The organism is Streptomyces sp. NPDC056948 (genome assembly GCF_042674225.1).
Lineage (GTDB): Bacteria > Actinomycetota > Actinomycetes > Streptomycetales > Streptomycetaceae > Streptomyces > Streptomyces purpurascens.
On the sequence record NZ_JBHUQX010000213.1, the window covers coordinates 1 to 15767 of the forward strand.

The 15767-nt window shown below is 71.2% G+C and carries 16 protein-coding genes; 7 read left to right on the forward strand and 9 right to left on the reverse strand.

Going from position 1 to position 15767, the window contains the following annotated elements:
• Positions 1 to 9: 9 nt before the first annotated feature.
• The gene (locus ACFTZL_RS25685; RefSeq protein WP_382587213.1) at positions 10 to 1302 is read right to left on the reverse strand and encodes an aspartate kinase; all 1293 of its coding nucleotides are present in this window, start codon (positions 1300 to 1302) and stop codon (positions 10 to 12) included.
• A 235-nt stretch (positions 1303 to 1537) separates the two neighbouring features.
• On the opposite strand from ACFTZL_RS25685, the gene ACFTZL_RS25690 reads away from it, so the two are divergent.
• Together ACFTZL_RS25690 and ACFTZL_RS25695 are read left to right on the forward strand one after the other, a co-directional pair.
• The gene (locus tag ACFTZL_RS25690) at positions 1538 to 2233 is read left to right on the forward strand and encodes a response regulator transcription factor (protein WP_382587215.1); all 696 of its coding nucleotides are present in this window, start codon (positions 1538 to 1540) and stop codon (positions 2231 to 2233) included.
• Positions 2230 to 3570, forward strand: coding sequence for a sensor histidine kinase (locus ACFTZL_RS25695; RefSeq protein WP_382587218.1), 1341 nt, complete (start codon positions 2230 to 2232; stop codon positions 3568 to 3570). The genes ACFTZL_RS25690 and ACFTZL_RS25695 overlap by 4 nt, the downstream gene beginning before the upstream one ends.
• A gap of 18 nt (positions 3571 to 3588) precedes the next feature.
• Here ACFTZL_RS25695 and ACFTZL_RS25700 read toward each other — a convergent pair whose 3' ends face one another.
• Positions 3589 to 4125 carry an SgcJ/EcaC family oxidoreductase gene (locus tag ACFTZL_RS25700; protein ID WP_382587221.1) on the reverse strand — a complete coding sequence of 179 codons (537 nt, stop codon included), beginning with the start codon at positions 4123 to 4125 and terminating at the stop codon, positions 3589 to 3591.
• 150 nt (positions 4126 to 4275) lie between these two features.
• Between ACFTZL_RS25700 and ACFTZL_RS25705 the strand changes: the two genes are divergently transcribed.
• On the forward strand, positions 4276 to 5112 hold the full coding sequence (locus tag ACFTZL_RS25705) for a PhzF family phenazine biosynthesis protein (protein WP_382587224.1): 837 nt from the start codon (positions 4276 to 4278) through the stop codon (positions 5110 to 5112).
• Between the two features lie 9 nt (positions 5113 to 5121).
• Here ACFTZL_RS25705 and ACFTZL_RS25710 read toward each other — a convergent pair whose 3' ends face one another.
• The 3 genes from ACFTZL_RS25710 to ACFTZL_RS25720 form a co-directional block, all read right to left on the reverse strand.
• The gene (locus tag ACFTZL_RS25710; RefSeq protein ID WP_382587227.1) at positions 5122 to 5781 is read right to left on the reverse strand and encodes a DUF5063 domain-containing protein; all 660 of its coding nucleotides are present in this window, start codon (positions 5779 to 5781) and stop codon (positions 5122 to 5124) included.
• A complete protein-coding gene (gene recR / locus ACFTZL_RS25715) occupies positions 5774 to 6373 on the reverse strand; it encodes a recombination mediator RecR (RefSeq protein WP_350701165.1) in 600 nt (199 codons plus the stop codon). The genes ACFTZL_RS25710 and recR overlap by 8 nt, the downstream gene beginning before the upstream one ends.
• A gap of 100 nt (positions 6374 to 6473) precedes the next feature.
• Positions 6474 to 6815, reverse strand: a complete 342-nt coding sequence (locus ACFTZL_RS25720) for a YbaB/EbfC family nucleoid-associated protein (protein ID WP_078899404.1) — start codon at positions 6813 to 6815, stop codon at positions 6474 to 6476.
• Positions 6816 to 7083: 268 nt separating this feature from the next.
• Here ACFTZL_RS25720 and ACFTZL_RS25725 point away from each other — a divergent pair, with 268 nt between their 5' ends.
• On the forward strand, positions 7084 to 7839 hold the full coding sequence (locus ACFTZL_RS25725; protein ID WP_382587228.1) for an SLATT domain-containing protein: 756 nt from the start codon (positions 7084 to 7086) through the stop codon (positions 7837 to 7839).
• A gap of 210 nt (positions 7840 to 8049) precedes the next feature.
• Here ACFTZL_RS25725 and ACFTZL_RS25730 read toward each other — a convergent pair whose 3' ends face one another.
• From ACFTZL_RS25730 to ACFTZL_RS25745, 4 genes are all read right to left on the reverse strand, one after another.
• Positions 8050 to 9597, reverse strand: a complete 1548-nt coding sequence (locus tag ACFTZL_RS25730) for a substrate-binding domain-containing protein (protein ID WP_382587231.1) — start codon at positions 9595 to 9597, stop codon at positions 8050 to 8052.
• A 131-nt stretch (positions 9598 to 9728) separates the two neighbouring features.
• Entirely contained in the window at positions 9729 to 11612 is a 1884-nt protein-coding gene (locus ACFTZL_RS25735; RefSeq protein WP_382587234.1) for a serine/threonine-protein kinase, read from the reverse strand.
• Between the two features lie 79 nt (positions 11613 to 11691).
• Complete coding sequence (locus ACFTZL_RS25740; protein WP_382587237.1) at positions 11692 to 12150, reverse strand: MarR family winged helix-turn-helix transcriptional regulator; 459 nt, start codon at positions 12148 to 12150, stop codon at positions 11692 to 11694.
• On the reverse strand, positions 12147 to 12752 hold the full coding sequence (locus tag ACFTZL_RS25745; RefSeq protein WP_382587240.1) for a DJ-1/PfpI family protein: 606 nt from the start codon (positions 12750 to 12752) through the stop codon (positions 12147 to 12149). Before ACFTZL_RS25745 ends, ACFTZL_RS25740 begins: the two co-directional genes overlap by 4 nt.
• Before the next feature lie 189 nt (positions 12753 to 12941).
• Here ACFTZL_RS25745 and ACFTZL_RS25750 point away from each other — a divergent pair, with 189 nt between their 5' ends.
• The 3 genes from ACFTZL_RS25750 to ACFTZL_RS25760 all read left to right on the forward strand — a co-directional run.
• Positions 12942 to 14309 carry an aspartate aminotransferase family protein gene (locus ACFTZL_RS25750; RefSeq protein WP_382587243.1) on the forward strand — a complete coding sequence of 456 codons (1368 nt, stop codon included), beginning with the start codon at positions 12942 to 12944 and terminating at the stop codon, positions 14307 to 14309.
• Between the two features lie 118 nt (positions 14310 to 14427).
• Positions 14428 to 15126, forward strand: a complete 699-nt coding sequence (locus ACFTZL_RS25755) for a GntR family transcriptional regulator (RefSeq protein ID WP_382491246.1) — start codon at positions 14428 to 14430, stop codon at positions 15124 to 15126.
• 135 nt (positions 15127 to 15261) lie between these two features.
• A partial coding sequence (locus ACFTZL_RS25760) for a hypothetical protein (RefSeq protein WP_382587246.1) occupies positions 15262 to 15767 on the forward strand: 506 nt, incomplete at its 3' end.

The window sequence follows — 15767 nt, forward strand, 5'->3', positions numbered from 1 at the left end:
GGTGGGCCATCAGCGGCCGGTGCCCCCGTAGACGACAGCCTCGTCGCTGTCGGAGTCGAGCCCGAACGCGGAGTGCACGGCACGGACGGCCTCGGGCACGTCGTCGGCGCGCGTGACGACCGAGATGCGGATCTCGGAGGTCGAGATCAGCTCGATGTTCACGCCCGCGTCGGCCAGCGCCTTGAAGAAGTCGGCCGTGACACCCGGGTTCGTCTTCATGCCGGCGCCGACCAGGGAGATCTTGCCGATCTGGTCGTCGTAGCGCAGCGAGTCGAAGCCGATGCCGGCCTTGTTCTTCTCCAGCGCGTCGATGGCCTTGCGGCCGTCGGTCTTCGGCAGCGTGAAGGAGATGTCCGTCAGGCCCGTGGAGGCCGCGGACACGTTCTGCACGACCATGTCGATGTTGATCTCGGCGTCAGCGATCGTGCGGAAGATCGAAGCCGCCTCGCCCGGCTTGTCCGGCACACCGACGACCGTGACCTTGGCCTCGGAGGTGTCGTGCGCGACACCGGAGATGAGAGCCTGCTCCACCTGCTTTTCCCCTTGCTGCTGCGTCTTCTGAACGACTGGCTCGCTGCTGACCCACGTGCCCTGGAGTCCGCTGAAGCTGGACCGGACGTGGATCGGGATGTTGTACCGGCGGGCGTACTCCACGCAACGGTGGAGCAGCACCTTCGACCCGGATGCCGCCAGTTCGAGCATGTCCTCGAAGGAGATCCAGTCGATCTTCCGGGCCTTCGTCACCACGCGCGGGTCGGCGGTGAACACGCCGTCGACGTCCGTGTAGATCTCGCACACGTCGGCGTCGAGGGCGGCGGCGAGAGCCACCGCCGTGGTGTCGGAGCCGCCGCGGCCGAGGGTGGTGATGTCCTTCTTGTCCTGGCTGACGCCCTGGAAACCGGCCACGATCGCGATGTTGCCCTCGTCCACCGAGGTCTTGATCCGGCCCGGCGTGACATCGATGATGCGCGCTTTGTTGTGGACCGAGTCGGTGATGACACCTGCCTGGCTGCCGGTGAACGACTGGGCCTCGTGGCCCAGCTTTTTGATCGCCATGGCCAGCAACGCCATGGAGATCCGCTCTCCGGCGGTCAGCAGCATGTCGAGCTCCCGCCCGGCAGGCATCGGGGACACCTGCTCAGCGAGATCGATCAGCTCGTCCGTCGTGTCGCCCATCGCGGAAACCACGGCAACCACCTGGTTGCCGTTCTGCTTCGCTTCCACGATTCGCTTGGCGACGCGCTTGATGCCCTCGGCATCGGCTACGGAGGAGCCTCCGTACTTCTGCACGACAAGGCCCACGTGCGCTCCTCGCTCAATCCGTCTCTATCCGCTCATACGCATTCGTACCGCGGTCGGCTCAGTCTAACGAGCGTCCGAAAATCCCCTCCGCGATATCGCATGGTGAGATTTCCGGGGTACTCGTTCAGAGCTGCTCATGCCCACCTGGGCACAGGCCACGCGAGAAAGTGCCCGGCGTCACAATCGTCGCTCGACCGACCCCGGTAAGCCAACTTTCAAGCACTAAGGTTCGGCTGTGCGTGTACTCCTGGTGGAAGACGATGAGCCGGTCGCCGAATCCCTGCGCCGTGGTCTGAAGCGCTACGGCTTCGAGGTCGAGTGGGTGACCACCGGCGCGGCGGCGCTGCGGCACGCGGGCCCCTACGACGTCGTCCTGCTGGATCTCGGTCTGCCCGACACCGACGGCCTGGACGTCTGCAAGGCGCTGCGCGAGCGCGGCGACATCCCGATCATCGTGATCAGCGCCCGCAGCGACGAGACGGACCGGGTGGTGGGGCTGGAGCTCGGCGCGGACGACTACGTCTCCAAGCCGTTCGGCGTCCGGGAGGTCATCGCCCGGATAAGGGCGGTCATGCGCCGGTCACAGGCCCGCACGCCCGCCGCGGGCGCCCCCGCGACCGGCCCCGACCGCTACGGCACGCGCCTGACGATCGACCGCAAGGCGGCCCGGGTGCGCCTCGACGGCGAGGAGGTGGCCCTCGCGCCCAAGGAGTACGACCTGCTGTCCTTCCTCACCGAGGAGCCCGGGGCACTGATGTCGCGCGAGCAGATCATGGAGGCGGTCTGGGACGCGAACTGGTTCGGGCCGACCAAGACGCTGGACGTGCACGTGGCGGCGCTGCGGCGGAAGCTCACCGGGGCGATCGCGATCGAGGCGGTGCGCGGGGTCGGCTTCCGGCTGGAGATCGTCAAGGACGACGGGGCTTCATGAACCGGCAGCTCATCCGGAGCTACATCCTCCTGGTCGCGGTGGCCATCTTCCTGTTCACGGTGCCGGTCGCGTTCACCCTCACCAAGCAGCTACGGGACGACACCAGGCAGTCCGTCCTGCGCGAGGCGAACACGATGGCGCTGCTGCTGAGCAACGGCACCGGCGCCTCGTGCGAGGCCTTGACCGAGGTGGCCAGGGCGTACGGCGACGTGCAGGCGACCCCCACCGCCTCCTGTGACCCGCAGCTGCCGGAGCCCACCGCGGACGAGGCGCTGACCCGGGCCACGGAGAAGAACGAGGTGACCACGGACTGGGGTTCCGACTTCGTCTGGGGCAAGCACCTGAACGTCACCGTCCCCGCGCGGGGGGACGCGGCCGTGAGGATCGTCTACTCGACCTCGGACATGACCAAGCGGCTCTGGCAGATCTGGGGGTTCCGGGCCGGGCTCGCGGTGGTCGTGCTCGCGGCGGCCGCCGCCATCGGCGCCTTCGCCGCCCGCCGTATCACCCGGCCGCTGCGCCAGCTCAACGACATGGCCAGCAAGTTCAGCGACGGCGATCTGACCGCCCGCTCCCCCGTGACGGGCCCGCCGGAGACCCAGACCCTGGCGCGCACCCTCAACCAGGGCGCGGAACGCCTGGACACGCTGATCGCGGCCCAGCGCATCTTCGTCGCGGACGCGTCCCACCAACTGCGCACCCCGCTCACCGCGTTGCGGCTGTCCCTGGACAACATCGCGGACGGCGTGGACGACGAGTTCGTACGCGAGGACGTGGAGCAGGCGACGGCGGAGGTCGTCCGCATGAGCCGCCTGGTCAACGGCCTGCTGGTGCTGGCCCGGGCCGAGGCCAAGGTGACGGCGGCCGAGCCGCTCCCGCTGATGGACCTCGTGCGGGAACGGCTCGCCGTGTGGAGGCCGGCCGCCGACGAGCGCGGAGTCACCATCGCGCTCAGGGGGAGTATCGACGGCCGGCCGTCTGTGCTGGCCAGCCCCGGTCATCTGGACCAGATGCTGGACAACGTGCTCTCCAACGCCCTGGAGGTGTCACCGGACGGCGGGACGATCACCGTGCGGGTGGACCCCCGGGGCGATGTGGTGGGGGTGTCGGTCCTGGACGAGGGGCCCGGGATGTCGGACACCGAGAAGTCCCGCGCCTTCGACCGTTTCTGGCGGGGCCAGGGCCTGACCGGGAAGTCCGGCTCCGGCCTGGGTCTCGCCGTGGTCCGGCAACTGGCGACGGACGACGGCGGGACGGTGGCGCTGACGGACGCGCCGGACAGCGGCCTGTGCGTGACGATCACCCTGCGGGCGGCGCCCCACCGGGGCGGCGGCTGACGCGCCGGCTGAGGCGGCTCACCCCTCGGGCATCTTCGAGGAGTGGTGGTTCACGATCAGCCACGTGCCGTTCGGCTGCTTCTCGTAGGCATAGGTGTAGCGGGCCTTGACGTCGCTCTTCTCGCCCGACTTCGGATCGGTGAGAGCGAACTCGTACACGCCCGTGTCGATCACGGTGTCCCGGTCGAGGACGTTGACGACCGACTCGATCTTCTTCCCGTGCGGCTTGTTCCGCAGGAAGTGCTCGAAGTAGTCGACTATCTCGGCTCTGTCGGTACGCACGTTGTCGGAGACGGTCGGCAGCAGGACCGCGTCCTTCGCGTACAGGTCGGCGACCTTCTCCGGGTCGCCGGTCCGCAGCGCGGCGTTCCAGTTGTCGAACAGCCCGAGCACCTGCGCCTTGGTGACCGTCTTGGCGGACTTCTTGCCCTTGCTCCCGGAGTCGGCTCCGGCGACCCCGGCACCGGCGGCGAAGGTACCGGCGGCGAGAACGGCCACGCCGGTGGCGACGGCGACGCGCTTGCGTATGGAGGTGGCTGCGGGGCGGCGGGTCATCTGCGTCTCCGGTGAGATCGAGTGGAGTTGGTGAAGTGACTCCAGACTCGCGTTTCACGGGTTAGGGCCCGTGCAGCCCGCGTACAGGCGTCGTACAAGGAGCTCCCAAATCACGCAGTGTGACGTGGGGCCGGGAGCTACCGTCTGCGCATGGAGATATTGCGCTACGTGGCATTCAGCACGGATCCCAAGGGCGGCAACCCGGCAGGGGTGGTGCTGGACGCCACCGGGGCCGACGACGCGGCGATGCTGGCGGCGGCGGCCGAAGTCGGTTACTCCGAGACGGCGTTCGTGGTGCCGTCCGGCGACGGAACCCTGGAGGTGCGGTACTTCAGCCCGCTCGCCGAGGTGCCGTTCTGCGGCCACGCGACGATCGCCACGGCCGTGGCCCACGCGGAGCGGCACGGCACCGGGCGCCTGCTGCTGCGCACCGCTGCGGGCCCGGTCACCGTCACCACCGACCGGTCGGCGGACGGCACCCTGGTGGCGACCCTGGTCAGCGTCGCCCCTCGTACGGCACCGATCGAGGACGGCGACCTGGACGAGCTGCTGGCGATCCTGGGCTGGTCCGAGGCGGACCTGGACCCGGCCCTGCCTCCCCGGGCGGCCTTCGCCGGAGCCTGGCACCCGGTCCTCGCCGCCGCGAGCCGGGAGCGGCTGGCCGGCCTGGAGTACGACATGGCGGCACTCGGTACGCTCATGGCCCGCATGGGCTGGACCACGATCGACCTGGTCCGGCGGGAGTCACCCACCCTCTTCCACGCCCGCAACCCGTTCCCGCCGGGCGGTGTGGTGGAGGACCCGGCCACGGGAGCGGCGGCGGCCGCGTTCGGCGGCTACCTGCGGGAACTCGGTCTCGTACAGACCCCGGCCACCCTGACGATCCACCAGGGCGTGGACATGGGGCGGCCGAGCACGATCACGGTGACGGTACCGGCGGAGGCCGGCACCGGGATCGCCGTGACCGGCCCGGCCGTACGGATCTGAGCGGCCCCGCTACGTGGCCGGGCGCATGCCCAGGGGTCCCCCGATTTCCTCCGCCATGACCCGGCCCGCTTCGAATTCCAGGGTGTCGTCGCCCACGCTCTGGTCCGTGTCCAGGCCGTCGAGTTCGGCGAGGGGCTGGTTGAGGCGGACGTGGGCGAGGACCGACTGGAGGGCCCGGAGGGTCGCGGAGGCGGTGGAGCCCCAGTTGGAGAAGTAGGAGAACTGCCACCACCACAGGGCCTCCGTGGTGCGACCCGACCGGTAGTGGGCCATGCCGTGGCGCAGGTCCGTGATGACGTCCGTGAGGTCGTCGGAGATCCGGGCCGGGACCGGGGCCTTGCGGGGCTCGTAGGGGTCGAAGACCTCGGAGTAGATGTCGATCGGGTCGAGGAGGCGGGCCAGGTTCTCGCGGAGGTCGTCCACGTCCGGCTCGGGGCCCGAGTCGGGCTCGTAGCGCTCGTCCGGCACGATGTCCTCGTGCGCGCCGAGCCGGCCGCCTGCCAGGAGGAGTTGGGAGACCTCCAGGAGGAGGAAGGGCACGGCCGATTCCGGCTCGTCGCCCTTCGCGACCTCCGTGACGGCGACCAGGAAGCTCTCGACCTGGTCCGCGATCTGGACCGCGAAGTCGTCCGGGTTCTGGTCGGTCGCGTGCAGCGTGGCGTCAGACATCTAGGAGTCGTCTCCCCTCGAAGGCGCGGCCGAGGGTGACCTCGTCCGCGTATTCCAGGTCGCCACCCACCGGGAGGCCGCTGGCCAGGCGGGTGACCTTCAGGCCCATGGGCTTGATCATGCGGGCGAGGTACGTCGCTGTCGCCTCGCCCTCGAGATTGGGGTCCGTGGCCAGGATGAGCTCCGTGACCGCCCCGTCGGCCAGCCTCGCGAGCAGTTCCCGGATCCGCAGGTCGTCCGGCCCCACCCCGTCGATCGGGCTGATCGCGCCGCCCAGGACGTGGTACCGGCCCCGGAACTCACGCGTCCGCTCGATCGCCACGACGTCCTTCGGCTCCTCGACCACACAGATGACGGCGGGGTCGCGCCGGGTGTCGCGGCAGATGTTGCACAGCTCCTCCTGCGCGACGTTGCCGCAGGTCGCACAGAAGCGGACCTTCGCCTTGACCTCCATGAGGGCCTGGGCGAGACGCCGTACGTCCGTCGGTTCGGCCTGCAGGATGTGGAAGGCGATCCGCTGGGCGCTCTTGGGACCGACGCCGGGCAACCGCCCCAGTTCGTCGATCAGATCCTGGACCACGCCTTCGTACAACGGACTGCCCTTCCTGGGTCTTCGAGGTCGTTCACCGCGTACGGCCTTCCCGTACGTACGGTAGTTGTCCGCCGCCCGTCCGAGGAAGGCGGCGGGCGTCTCAGAACGGCAGACCCGGGATGCCGCCGCCGCCCAGACCCTGCGCGAGCGGGCCCAGCTTCTGCTGCTGGAGCGCCTGCGCGTTCTCGTTGGCCGCCTGGACCGCCGCCACGACCAGATCGGCCAGCGTCTCGGTGTCGTCGGGGTCGACCGCCTTCGGGTCGATCTTCAGGGCGCGCAGTTCGCCGGCGCCGGTGACGGTCGCGGTCACCAGACCGCCGCCCGCCTGCCCGTCGACCTCCGTCTGCGCCAGCTCCTCCTGCGCCTGCGCCAGGTCCTGTTGCATCTTCTGGGCCTGCTGGAGCAACTGCTGCATATTGGGCTGGCCACCACCGGGGATCACGATCAGCTCCTTGCTCGGTACGGGTTTTCCCGTTCGGCACGAGCCTACGTGGTCAGGCCTGCCGTCGCCCCAGCACTCTTTCGAGTGAGTCCCCCTCGCGCCCTATACCGGATCAAGGAATACTTCCGGGCGGAAAAGAGGCGAAAGCTACGCCTTCGCCACCCATTGGGAGGTAGGAAGGGTCCGGCGCGTCAGGTGGGTCGTTCGTCGCGCAGGGTGAGTCGGCGTGGACCGCGCGTGGTCGCTCGTGGTCAGTAGGGAGTGCCGGGTGGGTCAGCCGGAGATGCAGCCCGAGGTGCCGCCTCAGGACGGACGGGGCGAGGGGGCGTCCCGGCCGCGGCCGGGCGATCTGACCGGGCGGGCCTTTCCGCTCGGGGACTGGGGCGAGCCGGCGGTCCGGCTGGACGAGCTGTACCGGTGGGTGGAGCGCGGGGCGCTGCGGACGGCGGCCTGGTATCTCGAGGACCGGGTGTGGAAGCGGCGGTGCGCGCGGGTGCTGCGCTGCGGGACCGCGGCGGGGGCGGTCACCGGGGTCGCGCTGCCCCTGCTGGATCTGACCGGGGTCGCGGGCGGGGTCGCGCCCTGGGGGTGTCTGGCGCTGCTGCTGGGGGTGGCGTGTGTGGCCGCCGACCGGTACTTCGGGGTGACGTCGGGCTGGATGCGGGATGTGGCCACCGCACAGGCCGTGCAGCGACGGTTGCAGGCGCTGCAGTTCGACTGGGCGGCGGAGAGCGTGCGGGAGGTGCTCGGGCCGGCCGAGGGGACGGCCGCTGAGGCCGCCGAGCGGTGCCTCGGGGTGCTGCGGAGGTTCACCGAGGACGTGAGTGAGCTGGTCCGGGTGGAGACCGGGGACTGGATGGGCGAGTTCCGGGCCGGGGGCGCGCCGCTGGGGATGCAGGCGGTGGTGTTGTCCGGTGGGGGACGGGGGGCTGAGGTGGGGGGTGTGAACGGACGGTTCTCCGTGCCGCCGGTGGGGGGTGCGAGGCCGAACATGCCTCGGCAGCGGCCGCCGGAGCCGAGGTGAGCCGGTCTGGGTTCACTGGCACTCGGCGTTGCCGCGGGGGGCGGGCGGGTGCGCAACCCGGCGTAGCGGGGTGCCTCCCCCACTCTCGGCTTCGCTCGAGCGGGGGGACCCCCACCGCCCACCCGTGCCGCCCTGGGGGCACCGCCCAGGCCCTTAAGGCACTGGGGGAGGCACGCATGCCCGCAGCTAGGGCGGCCAGGCAGTCCGCAGCTAGTCGTCCTGCGCGCACAGCGTCAGGCCCTCCGGCGTCCAGCACGGCACGTGTCCGTGCGTGCGGGTGACGTCCTGGCCGTTGCCGCGGGAGAGGTACGTCAGGAAGCTCGACGCCAGGGAGTCGGCCGGGGGCCGGCCGTAGGTGTAGGCGTACTCGATCTCGCGGTACGGGTAGGCGCTCCGGCCATGTTCGATGGCGTCGACGGAGGCGGGGTCGCCGTCCAGGCGCAGTGAGTGCAGGCCCTTCGCGCGGGCGGCCAGGTTGAGTTCGCTGTAGCCGACGGCGCCCGGAAGGCCGGCGACCGTGGTCAGCACCTGTTCCGTGGAGTCGAGTTCGCAGCGGATGACGGCCGCCGTCGGGTCGTCCTTGTGCACGCAGTCGACGGAGGAGTTGGCGATCTCGCCCCGTCCCAGCACCCGGCGCTGGAAGACCTGTCTCGTCCCGGAGCCCGCGTCCCGGCTGACCAGGTGCACGGGCAGGTCCGGGCCGCCGAGCTGCTTCCAGTTGCGGATCTCGCCCCGGTAGAGGCGCCGTACGTCCGCCGTGGACAGGTCCTTCAGGCCCACGTCGTCGTTGACGACCAGCGCGAAGACGGACACCGCCACCCGATTCTCACGCAGTTCGGGCAGGCCGGCCGGCTTGGGGCCGTCCGACAGGGCCACCACCGGCGGGGAGCCCCGCCCGTCCCGTGCCGCCTCGGCGCCGGCCGCCGCGAGCTCCCGGATCCCGGCCGTCGAGCCGTGGGTGTCCACCTCGATGGCCGGGTCGCCTCCGCAGTCCCGCTCGTACTTGCGGGCCACCTCGCGCAGGACGGGCGCGAAGGCGGTCGAGCCGGTGAGCGTGAGGGTGCCGCTCGCGCAGCCGATCGGGGGCGGGGTGTCGTCCTGGACGACGACGATCGCCGCCAGGGTGACCACGCTCACCGTGAGCGCGATGGTGATCAGCCGCGCCGCCCGGCTGAACAGCGGCGGCTTGTCGTCCGGCGTGGCACTGCGGTTGGGGTGCACCTCGCCGTCGCGCAGGCCGCCGACCAGCCGGATCTCGTCGCCGACATCGCCGCCGGCGAGCAGCACGAGCAGCTTGAAGTTCTCGCCCCGGTTGAGCGGGACACGGGGGATGCGCAGGGTGTTGCCGTCGTAGGCGAAGCCGCGTGCCGCGGTGAAGTGGTCCATGAGGTGGTCGGTGTCCGACGGCTGGGTCACCGAGACGCCCCGGACGGTACGGCCGGCGAACACCGCGGTCAGGCCGTGCAGTTCGGGGCCGGTGTAGTCGTCGCGGTCGATGCCCTGCGAGCCGTCGTTCTCGATGCGCAGCAGGACCAGGGTCGCGTCGGCCATGCCGGGCGCCTCGTCGAACAGGCCGAGACGGCGGTTGGCGCGGCCCGAGCGCACGTCGTCGCCGATGGCATTGTCCATCTGCACCCGGTAACCCACCCGTTTGCGGCGCGGCACCCGGCGCTCGTACCAGACCATGACACCCGAGGCGATGATGCCGAGGAGGGCCGTCGCCACGGCCACGAGGTTCTCCGCGCTCAGCCACTCCATCGTGCGTGCCCCCGCCGCCGCCCGGACGAAATCGATCGTCCGGTCACCGTACGACTGTACGAGCGGGTATCCGGATTTCGTCGGCTTGAATTCGCCGGACGTTCAACGACCTCACTGGAAACGGGAGTTGGTCACTGCTTCGAGTACGTCAGCCGCTCCCCGCTGCTCGTGTTCACGCGCTCGAGCGTGAAGTCCGTCAGGAGGGTGACCTCGGTGGCCCCGCCCGGTGTGCAGGCGCTGCGCGGCTGCCCGACGGTCACGGCGGACGGGCCGATCTTCAACGGGCCGTCGGTGCCCGGGGCGGCGGTCAGCTCGCCCTCGAACACGCAGTGGTAGGTGCCGCCTCCGTCGGTGGGACCGTCCGCCACGAGGGACAGGACCGTGTCGCCCGGCCCGCCCTGCTGGATGGTCAGGGAGCGGGAGTGCTGCCCGTCGGCGTTGTCGATGGTGGTGGTCCAGGTGCCGAGGTACGCCGTGGGGATCGCGCCGTCCGCCGGGGAGGCCGTGGTGTCCGGCCGCGAGGTCTCCGGGGAGGGGCCGGAGTCCGAAGGGGTGTCCTGACCGGGCGTGGAGGGACCGCCGGTCGCCCGGTCACCGTCGCCCTCACCGCCCTGCATCAGCGCGTACACCGAGCCGCCCGCGGCCAGCGCGACGACCAGGGCGATCACGACGAGCAGCGCGGTGGAACGGCCGTTTCGGGGCGGGTCTTGCGGTGTGCCGTACGGCGTTGGGCCGTAGGGCGGGGGTGTGCCGTACGGCTGGGGGCCGTAGGGCGGTGGGCCGTAGGGCGGGGTGGAGCCGGGCTGGGGGTGTTGCTGGGGGTAGCCATATGCCGGTGCCGGGTACGGGGGCGGGGGTGCCTGCGGGCCGGGCGGTACGCCCTGGCTCGCGACCATGGTGGGCAGGTGGTTCAGCGGTGGGCCCTCGCCCGGTTGGCCCGGCGGGGGTGGGGCGGTAGGGGCGGGGGGTGCCTGCGGTACGGGGTTTGGTGACGATTCGTCGGCGGCCGGGGCGTGTTCGGGGGTGGCGTCGGCTCCGATTTCCGGCTGCGGGCCGGTGGGGGCACGTTGCGCAGTTCCCCGCGCCCCTTCGGCCTCCGGATCCTCCGTCTCCAGCAATCGCACCGCATGCCGCCCCAGTTGGGCCACCAGCGCGCTCGGCAGCCACGGGTCGATGGCTCGGCCGTCGGAGACGGTGTCGTCCGCGCCCGTGCGTTCCAGGACGCGGTCGAGACTCGGGCGGGCGGCGGGGTCCTTGCGCAGGCAGTCGCGTACCAGGTCGGCGATGCCCTCGGGGACGCCCGTCAGGTCCGGTTCCTCCTGGGCGATGCGGAACATCAGCGCGTGCACACCGCTGTTGGCGGTGCCGAAGGGCAGCGCGCCGGTCGCGGCGTAGGCGAGGACGGAGCCGAGGCAGAAGACGTCGCAGGCCGGGGTGATGCGGTCGCCCCGCACCTGCTCGGGCGCCATGAAACCGGGCGATCCGACGAGCGCGCCGGTGCGCGTGAGCCCGCCGTCCGTCACGGTCTCCAGGGCCCGTGCGATACCGAAGTCGATGACGCGCGGGCCGTCGATGGTGACCAGCACATTGGACGGCTTGAGGTCGCGGTGGACGATGCCGGCGGCGTGGATGTCCTGGAGCGCGTGCGCGAGCCCGGCCGCGAGGATGCGGACCGTCCGCTCGGGCAGGGCACCGTGGTCGTGCCCGACGACCTGCTGGAGACTCGGCCCGGCGACGTACCCGGTGGCGACCCACGGCACGGCCGCCTCGGTGTCCGCGTCCAGCACCGGCGCCGTCCAGTACCCGCCGACCCGCCGCGCGGCCCGCACCTCCTGCCGGAACCGCTCCCGGAACTCCTCCTGCGCGGCCAGCTCCTCGCGCACGAGTTTCACGGCGACCGTACGGCCCCGCTCGGAACGGGCCAGATACACCTGCCCCATCCCACCGGCACCGAGCCGCGCCAGCAGCCGATAGGCACCGATGCGTACGGGATCCCCGAGCCCCAGCTTTTCCATCGCTCAGCCGCCTTCCCCCCACACGTGAGCAACAGATCGAGAATAGTGCGGGGCCGGGGCGGGGTGACCTGGGCGATGTCTACGGTTCCGTAACAGGCGGACCCACCTGGTCGAGCACCTTGGACAGGCGTTCCAGTGCCCGCACCGCCTCCGCCAGTTCCGTCTCCCCGAACGCCTCCGCCAGCCGGTCGGCGAAGGTGGCGTGTCCGGGGTCGATCCGGGCGATCGCCGCACGGCCCTCGTCGGTCGGCGCGAGGAGCTTGGCGCGGCGGTGTGCGGGGTTGGGCCGGTACTCGGCGAGGCCGCGTTCCACCAGCAGGTCGGCGATGCGCTGCACGCTCTGGCGGGTGATGCCCATGGCGCGGGCGATGCCGGAGACGGGCAGCGGCTCGCCGAGGACCGCGCCGAGCACCTGCCACCAGGCGGCGGTGAGCCCGGCGGGCCGGGCCAGTTCCTCCGCGACGGCGAGGAACTGGCCGTTGAGCCTGAACACCCCGAGGGCGCTGCGGCTGAGCAGGTCCTGACGCTCCCGGCTCACAGGGCGCCGGCCTTCTCCAGTACCGCGTACGCCTCCGCGTCGGAGTCGTGGAACAGCCGGTACCAGGCGTCGAGCACCTCCCCCTCGTAGACCCCGAGCAGCCGGAGGATCTCCCGGGCGAAGGCGACGGGCTCGGTCGGGCCCGCGGTGACCAGGGGGCCATCGGTGACGGCGTCGGTCTCGACGTAGCGCTCGCCGCCCGCGTAGCCGGTCGCGGCCAGGTAGAAGGAGACCGCGCTGGTGTGGTCACGGTCGTCGAGCAGGCCCTCCCGGGCCAGTCCGGCGGTGGCTCCGCAGATCGCGGCGACCGGCACGCCCGCCGCCAGGAAGGCCCGGGCCTTGCGGGCGAAGGGCGCGAGGTCGTCCGACGTGTCCCAGAGGTCGGCGCCGGGGAGGATCAGCAGCGCGCTGTCCTCGGGCCGTACGTCGTCCAGGGCCGCGTCGGGCTGGATGCGCAGTCCGCCGGTGCTGGTGACCTGGGCCGTGGACGGGCCGACCGTCCGGATCGTGTGGCCGGCACGGGCGAGCTGGGCCGTGGCGTGGCCGGTCTCCCAGTCGGCGAGGGTGTCGTAGACGGCGAGATGGACGGGCTTGCGGCTCATGGCTCCTCCTGGAGGTCCGAGTATGACAACATACTGTCCAATCGACAGCATGTTGTCAATACCCGCCGAGAAGGTCCTCCGTGGCCCTCCGTGTGACACCTCCCCGTCGACAACCTGTCGCGGAAACCCCCAGACCTCACACACGACGCCGATTTCCCGCCCGCGTCCCGCATGCCTACGCTCGCCCGCATGACCCCTCAGCCGAACCCCGAAGCCGGTGCCGCCGTCAAGGCCGCCGACCGTGACCATGTGTTCCACTCCTGGTCCGCCCAGGAGCTCATCGACCCGCTCGCCGTCGCCGGCGCGGAGGGGTCGCACTTCTGGGACTACGACGGCCGCCGCTACCTCGACTTCTCCAGTGGGCTCGTCTACACGAACATCGGCTACCAGCACCCCAAGGTCGTCGCCGCGATCCAGGAGCAGGCGGCGCGGATGACGACGTTCGCGCCCGCGTTCGCGATCGAGGCGCGGTCGGAGGCGGCACGGCTGATCGCCGAGCGGACCCCGGGCGACCTGGACAAGATCTTCTTCACCAACGGCGGCGCCGACGCCGTCGAGCACGCCATCCGCATGGCCCGTCTGCACACGGGCCGCCCGAAGGTGCTCTCGGCGTACCGCTCGTACCACGGCGGCACGCAGCAGGCCGTGAACCTCACCGGCGACCCGCGCCGCTGGGCCTCCGACAGTGGCACGGCCGGGGTCGTGCGCTTCTGGGCGCCCTACCTCTACCGCTCCCGCTTCTACGCCGAGACCGAGGAGCAGGAGTGCGCGCGGGCGCTGGAGCACCTGGAGACGACGATCGCCTTCGAGGGGCCCGCGACCGTCGCGGCGATCATCCTGGAGACGATCCCGGGGACGGCCGGGATCATGCTCCCGCCGCCCGGCTACCTCGCCGGCGTGCGCGAGATCTGCGACAAGTACGGGATCGTCTTCGTCCTGGACGAGGTCATGGCCGGGTTCGGACGGACCGGTGAGTGGTTCGCGGCGGACCTGTTCGACGTCACGCCCGACCTGCTGACCTTCGCGAAGGGCGTGAACAGCGGCTATGTGCCGCTGGGCGGCGTCGCGATCTCCGGTGCCATCGCGGAGACGTTCGGGAAGCGGCCGTACCCCGGCGGTCTGACCTACTCCGGGCACCCGCTGGCGTGTGCCGCCGCCGTCGCGACGATCAATGTCATGGCGGAGGAGGGCGTCGTCGAGAACGCGGCCCGGCTGGGCGCGTCCGTCGTCGGGCCGGAGCTGCACGCGCTCGCCGAGCGGCACCCGAGCGTCGGCGAGGTGCGCGGGGCCGGCATGTTCTGGGCGCTGGAGCTGGTGCGGAACCGGGAGACGCGCGAGCCGCTGGTGCCGTACAACGCGGCCGGGGAGGCGAACGCGCCGATGGCCGCCTTCGCCGCCGCCGCGAAGGGTGGCGGGCTGTGGCCGTTCGTGAACATGAACCGGACGCATGTGGTGCCGCCCTGCAACATCAGCGAGGCGGAGCTGAAGGAAGGCCTCGCGGTACTGGACACGGCGCTGTCGGTCGCGGACGAGTACACGGAGCAGACAGCGGGGTAAACAGCTGTAAACCCGTCAGTAGCCGACAACCTCACGCCTCATTCGAACGCGTAAGGTGGCGTGCTCGTAGACATATACGTGCACGCCACCCGAACGCGACGAGGGAGACGCCCTGACCATGCCCGGCAGGACCGGCAACGGCGCCGTGACGCGCAGCACCCTGCGCCAGCAGATCGCGGACGCGCTTCGTGACGAGGTGCTGGCCGGACGGCTCCAGCCGGGGCAGGAGTTCACGGTCAAGGAGATCGCCGAGCAGTACGGGGTGTCCGCGACGCCGGTGCGCGAGGCCCTGGTCGACCTCTCCGCCCAGGGGCTCCTGGATGCCGACCAGCACCGCGGCTTCCGGGTCCACGAGTACTCGGCCGAGGACTTCCGCGGCATGATCGAGGCCCGCGACCTGGTCATCGAGGGGATGTTCCACGCCCTGACCTCCGGGCAGCGGGCCTCCCTCCAGCCCGACGATCCCCGGGTCGCCGCCGTGCTCGCCGGGGTCCGGCGGCGCGGCGAGGAGGCCCAGCGGGCCGCCGCGGCCGGTGACCTCACCGTCCTCATCGGCTACGACCTGCGCTACTGGCGCGAGCTCGCCGCCCTCTTCGGCAACCCGTACCTGGGCGACTTCCTGCACCGGCTGCGCGTCCAGACCTGGGTGGGCGCGGTGCAGCATCTGCGCCGGCTCCCCGACCTGCGCGGCGAGCTGTGGGCCGGCCACACCGCGCTGGTCGACGCCCTGGCCGCCCAGGACACCGGCACCGCCCGGGCGATCATCGCCGGCTACAACTCGCACTCACTCGCCCTGATCGAGCGCCTCTCCTCCTGATGCCCTGCGTCGCGGCTGTTCGTATGGGTATGGGACATGCACGACAGGAGCCTCTGCCGTGCCGCACCGATATTCTTCGCTGACCACCGTGCTACCCGACGCCACCCGACCGCTGAGCTGAGCGAGGAGCCTTCTTTGGCCTGTGACCTGTGGCTGGTACCGCTCGTCGACGTCTTGTGCCACACGCCGGACAACCCGTTCGCCGAGGAACTCGCGCAATACAACAAGGTGCTCGCCGAGGCCGGGTTGCCGCCGGTGCCGGTGTACCAGTACATGCCGGGCCTGTCCGGCGAGGTCGCCCCGGTCGCGGGCTTCGACTACGACGCGCTGCACTTCCTGCGCCGCGCCTATCTGCTCCAGGTGTGCGGCCTGCCGGTGACGCCCGTGGACGAACTCGGCGGCGACTACGAGCAGTTGCTGGAGATGTTCGAGTCGACGGCCCAGCAGTCGCATCTCGTCTGGCACTACGACCACGCGGGCGCGTACGTCCCCGTCGACTTCCCCAGCCCGCTCGCCGACGACGATCTCCTCGCGGGCGGCGGCCCGCTGGGCTCCTCGCACGCCCTGCTGCGGGAGCTGGAGACGGTCGCCCCGCCTGCGCAAGAGCTCGAGCCTGAACCTGCACACAGGCTCCGTGGCCC

Excerpts from the sequence above, each read along its gene's own strand:
- ACFTZL_RS25710 (WP_382587227.1), bottom strand. The coding sequence starts at position 5,781 with ATGTCTGACGCCACGCTGCACGCGACCGACCAGAACCCGGACGACTTC.
- ACFTZL_RS25750 (WP_382587243.1), top strand. The coding sequence starts at position 12,942 with ATGACCCCTCAGCCGAACCCCGAAGCCGGTGCCGCCGTCAAGGCCGCC.
- ACFTZL_RS25695 (WP_382587218.1), top strand. The coding sequence starts at position 2,230 with ATGAACCGGCAGCTCATCCGGAGCTACATCCTCCTGGTCGCGGTGGCC.
- ACFTZL_RS25700 (WP_382587221.1), bottom strand. The coding sequence starts at position 4,125 with ATGACCCGCCGCCCCGCAGCCACCTCCATACGCAAGCGCGTCGCCGTC.
- ACFTZL_RS25755 (WP_382491246.1), top strand. The coding sequence starts at position 14,428 with ATGCCCGGCAGGACCGGCAACGGCGCCGTGACGCGCAGCACCCTGCGC.
- ACFTZL_RS25745 (WP_382587240.1), bottom strand. The coding sequence starts at position 12,752 with ATGAGCCGCAAGCCCGTCCATCTCGCCGTCTACGACACCCTCGCCGAC.
- ACFTZL_RS25735 (WP_382587234.1), bottom strand. The coding sequence starts at position 11,612 with ATGGAAAAGCTGGGGCTCGGGGATCCCGTACGCATCGGTGCCTATCGG.
- ACFTZL_RS25705 (WP_382587224.1), top strand. The coding sequence starts at position 4,276 with ATGGAGATATTGCGCTACGTGGCATTCAGCACGGATCCCAAGGGCGGC.
- ACFTZL_RS25730 (WP_382587231.1), bottom strand. The coding sequence starts at position 9,597 with ATGGAGTGGCTGAGCGCGGAGAACCTCGTGGCCGTGGCGACGGCCCTC.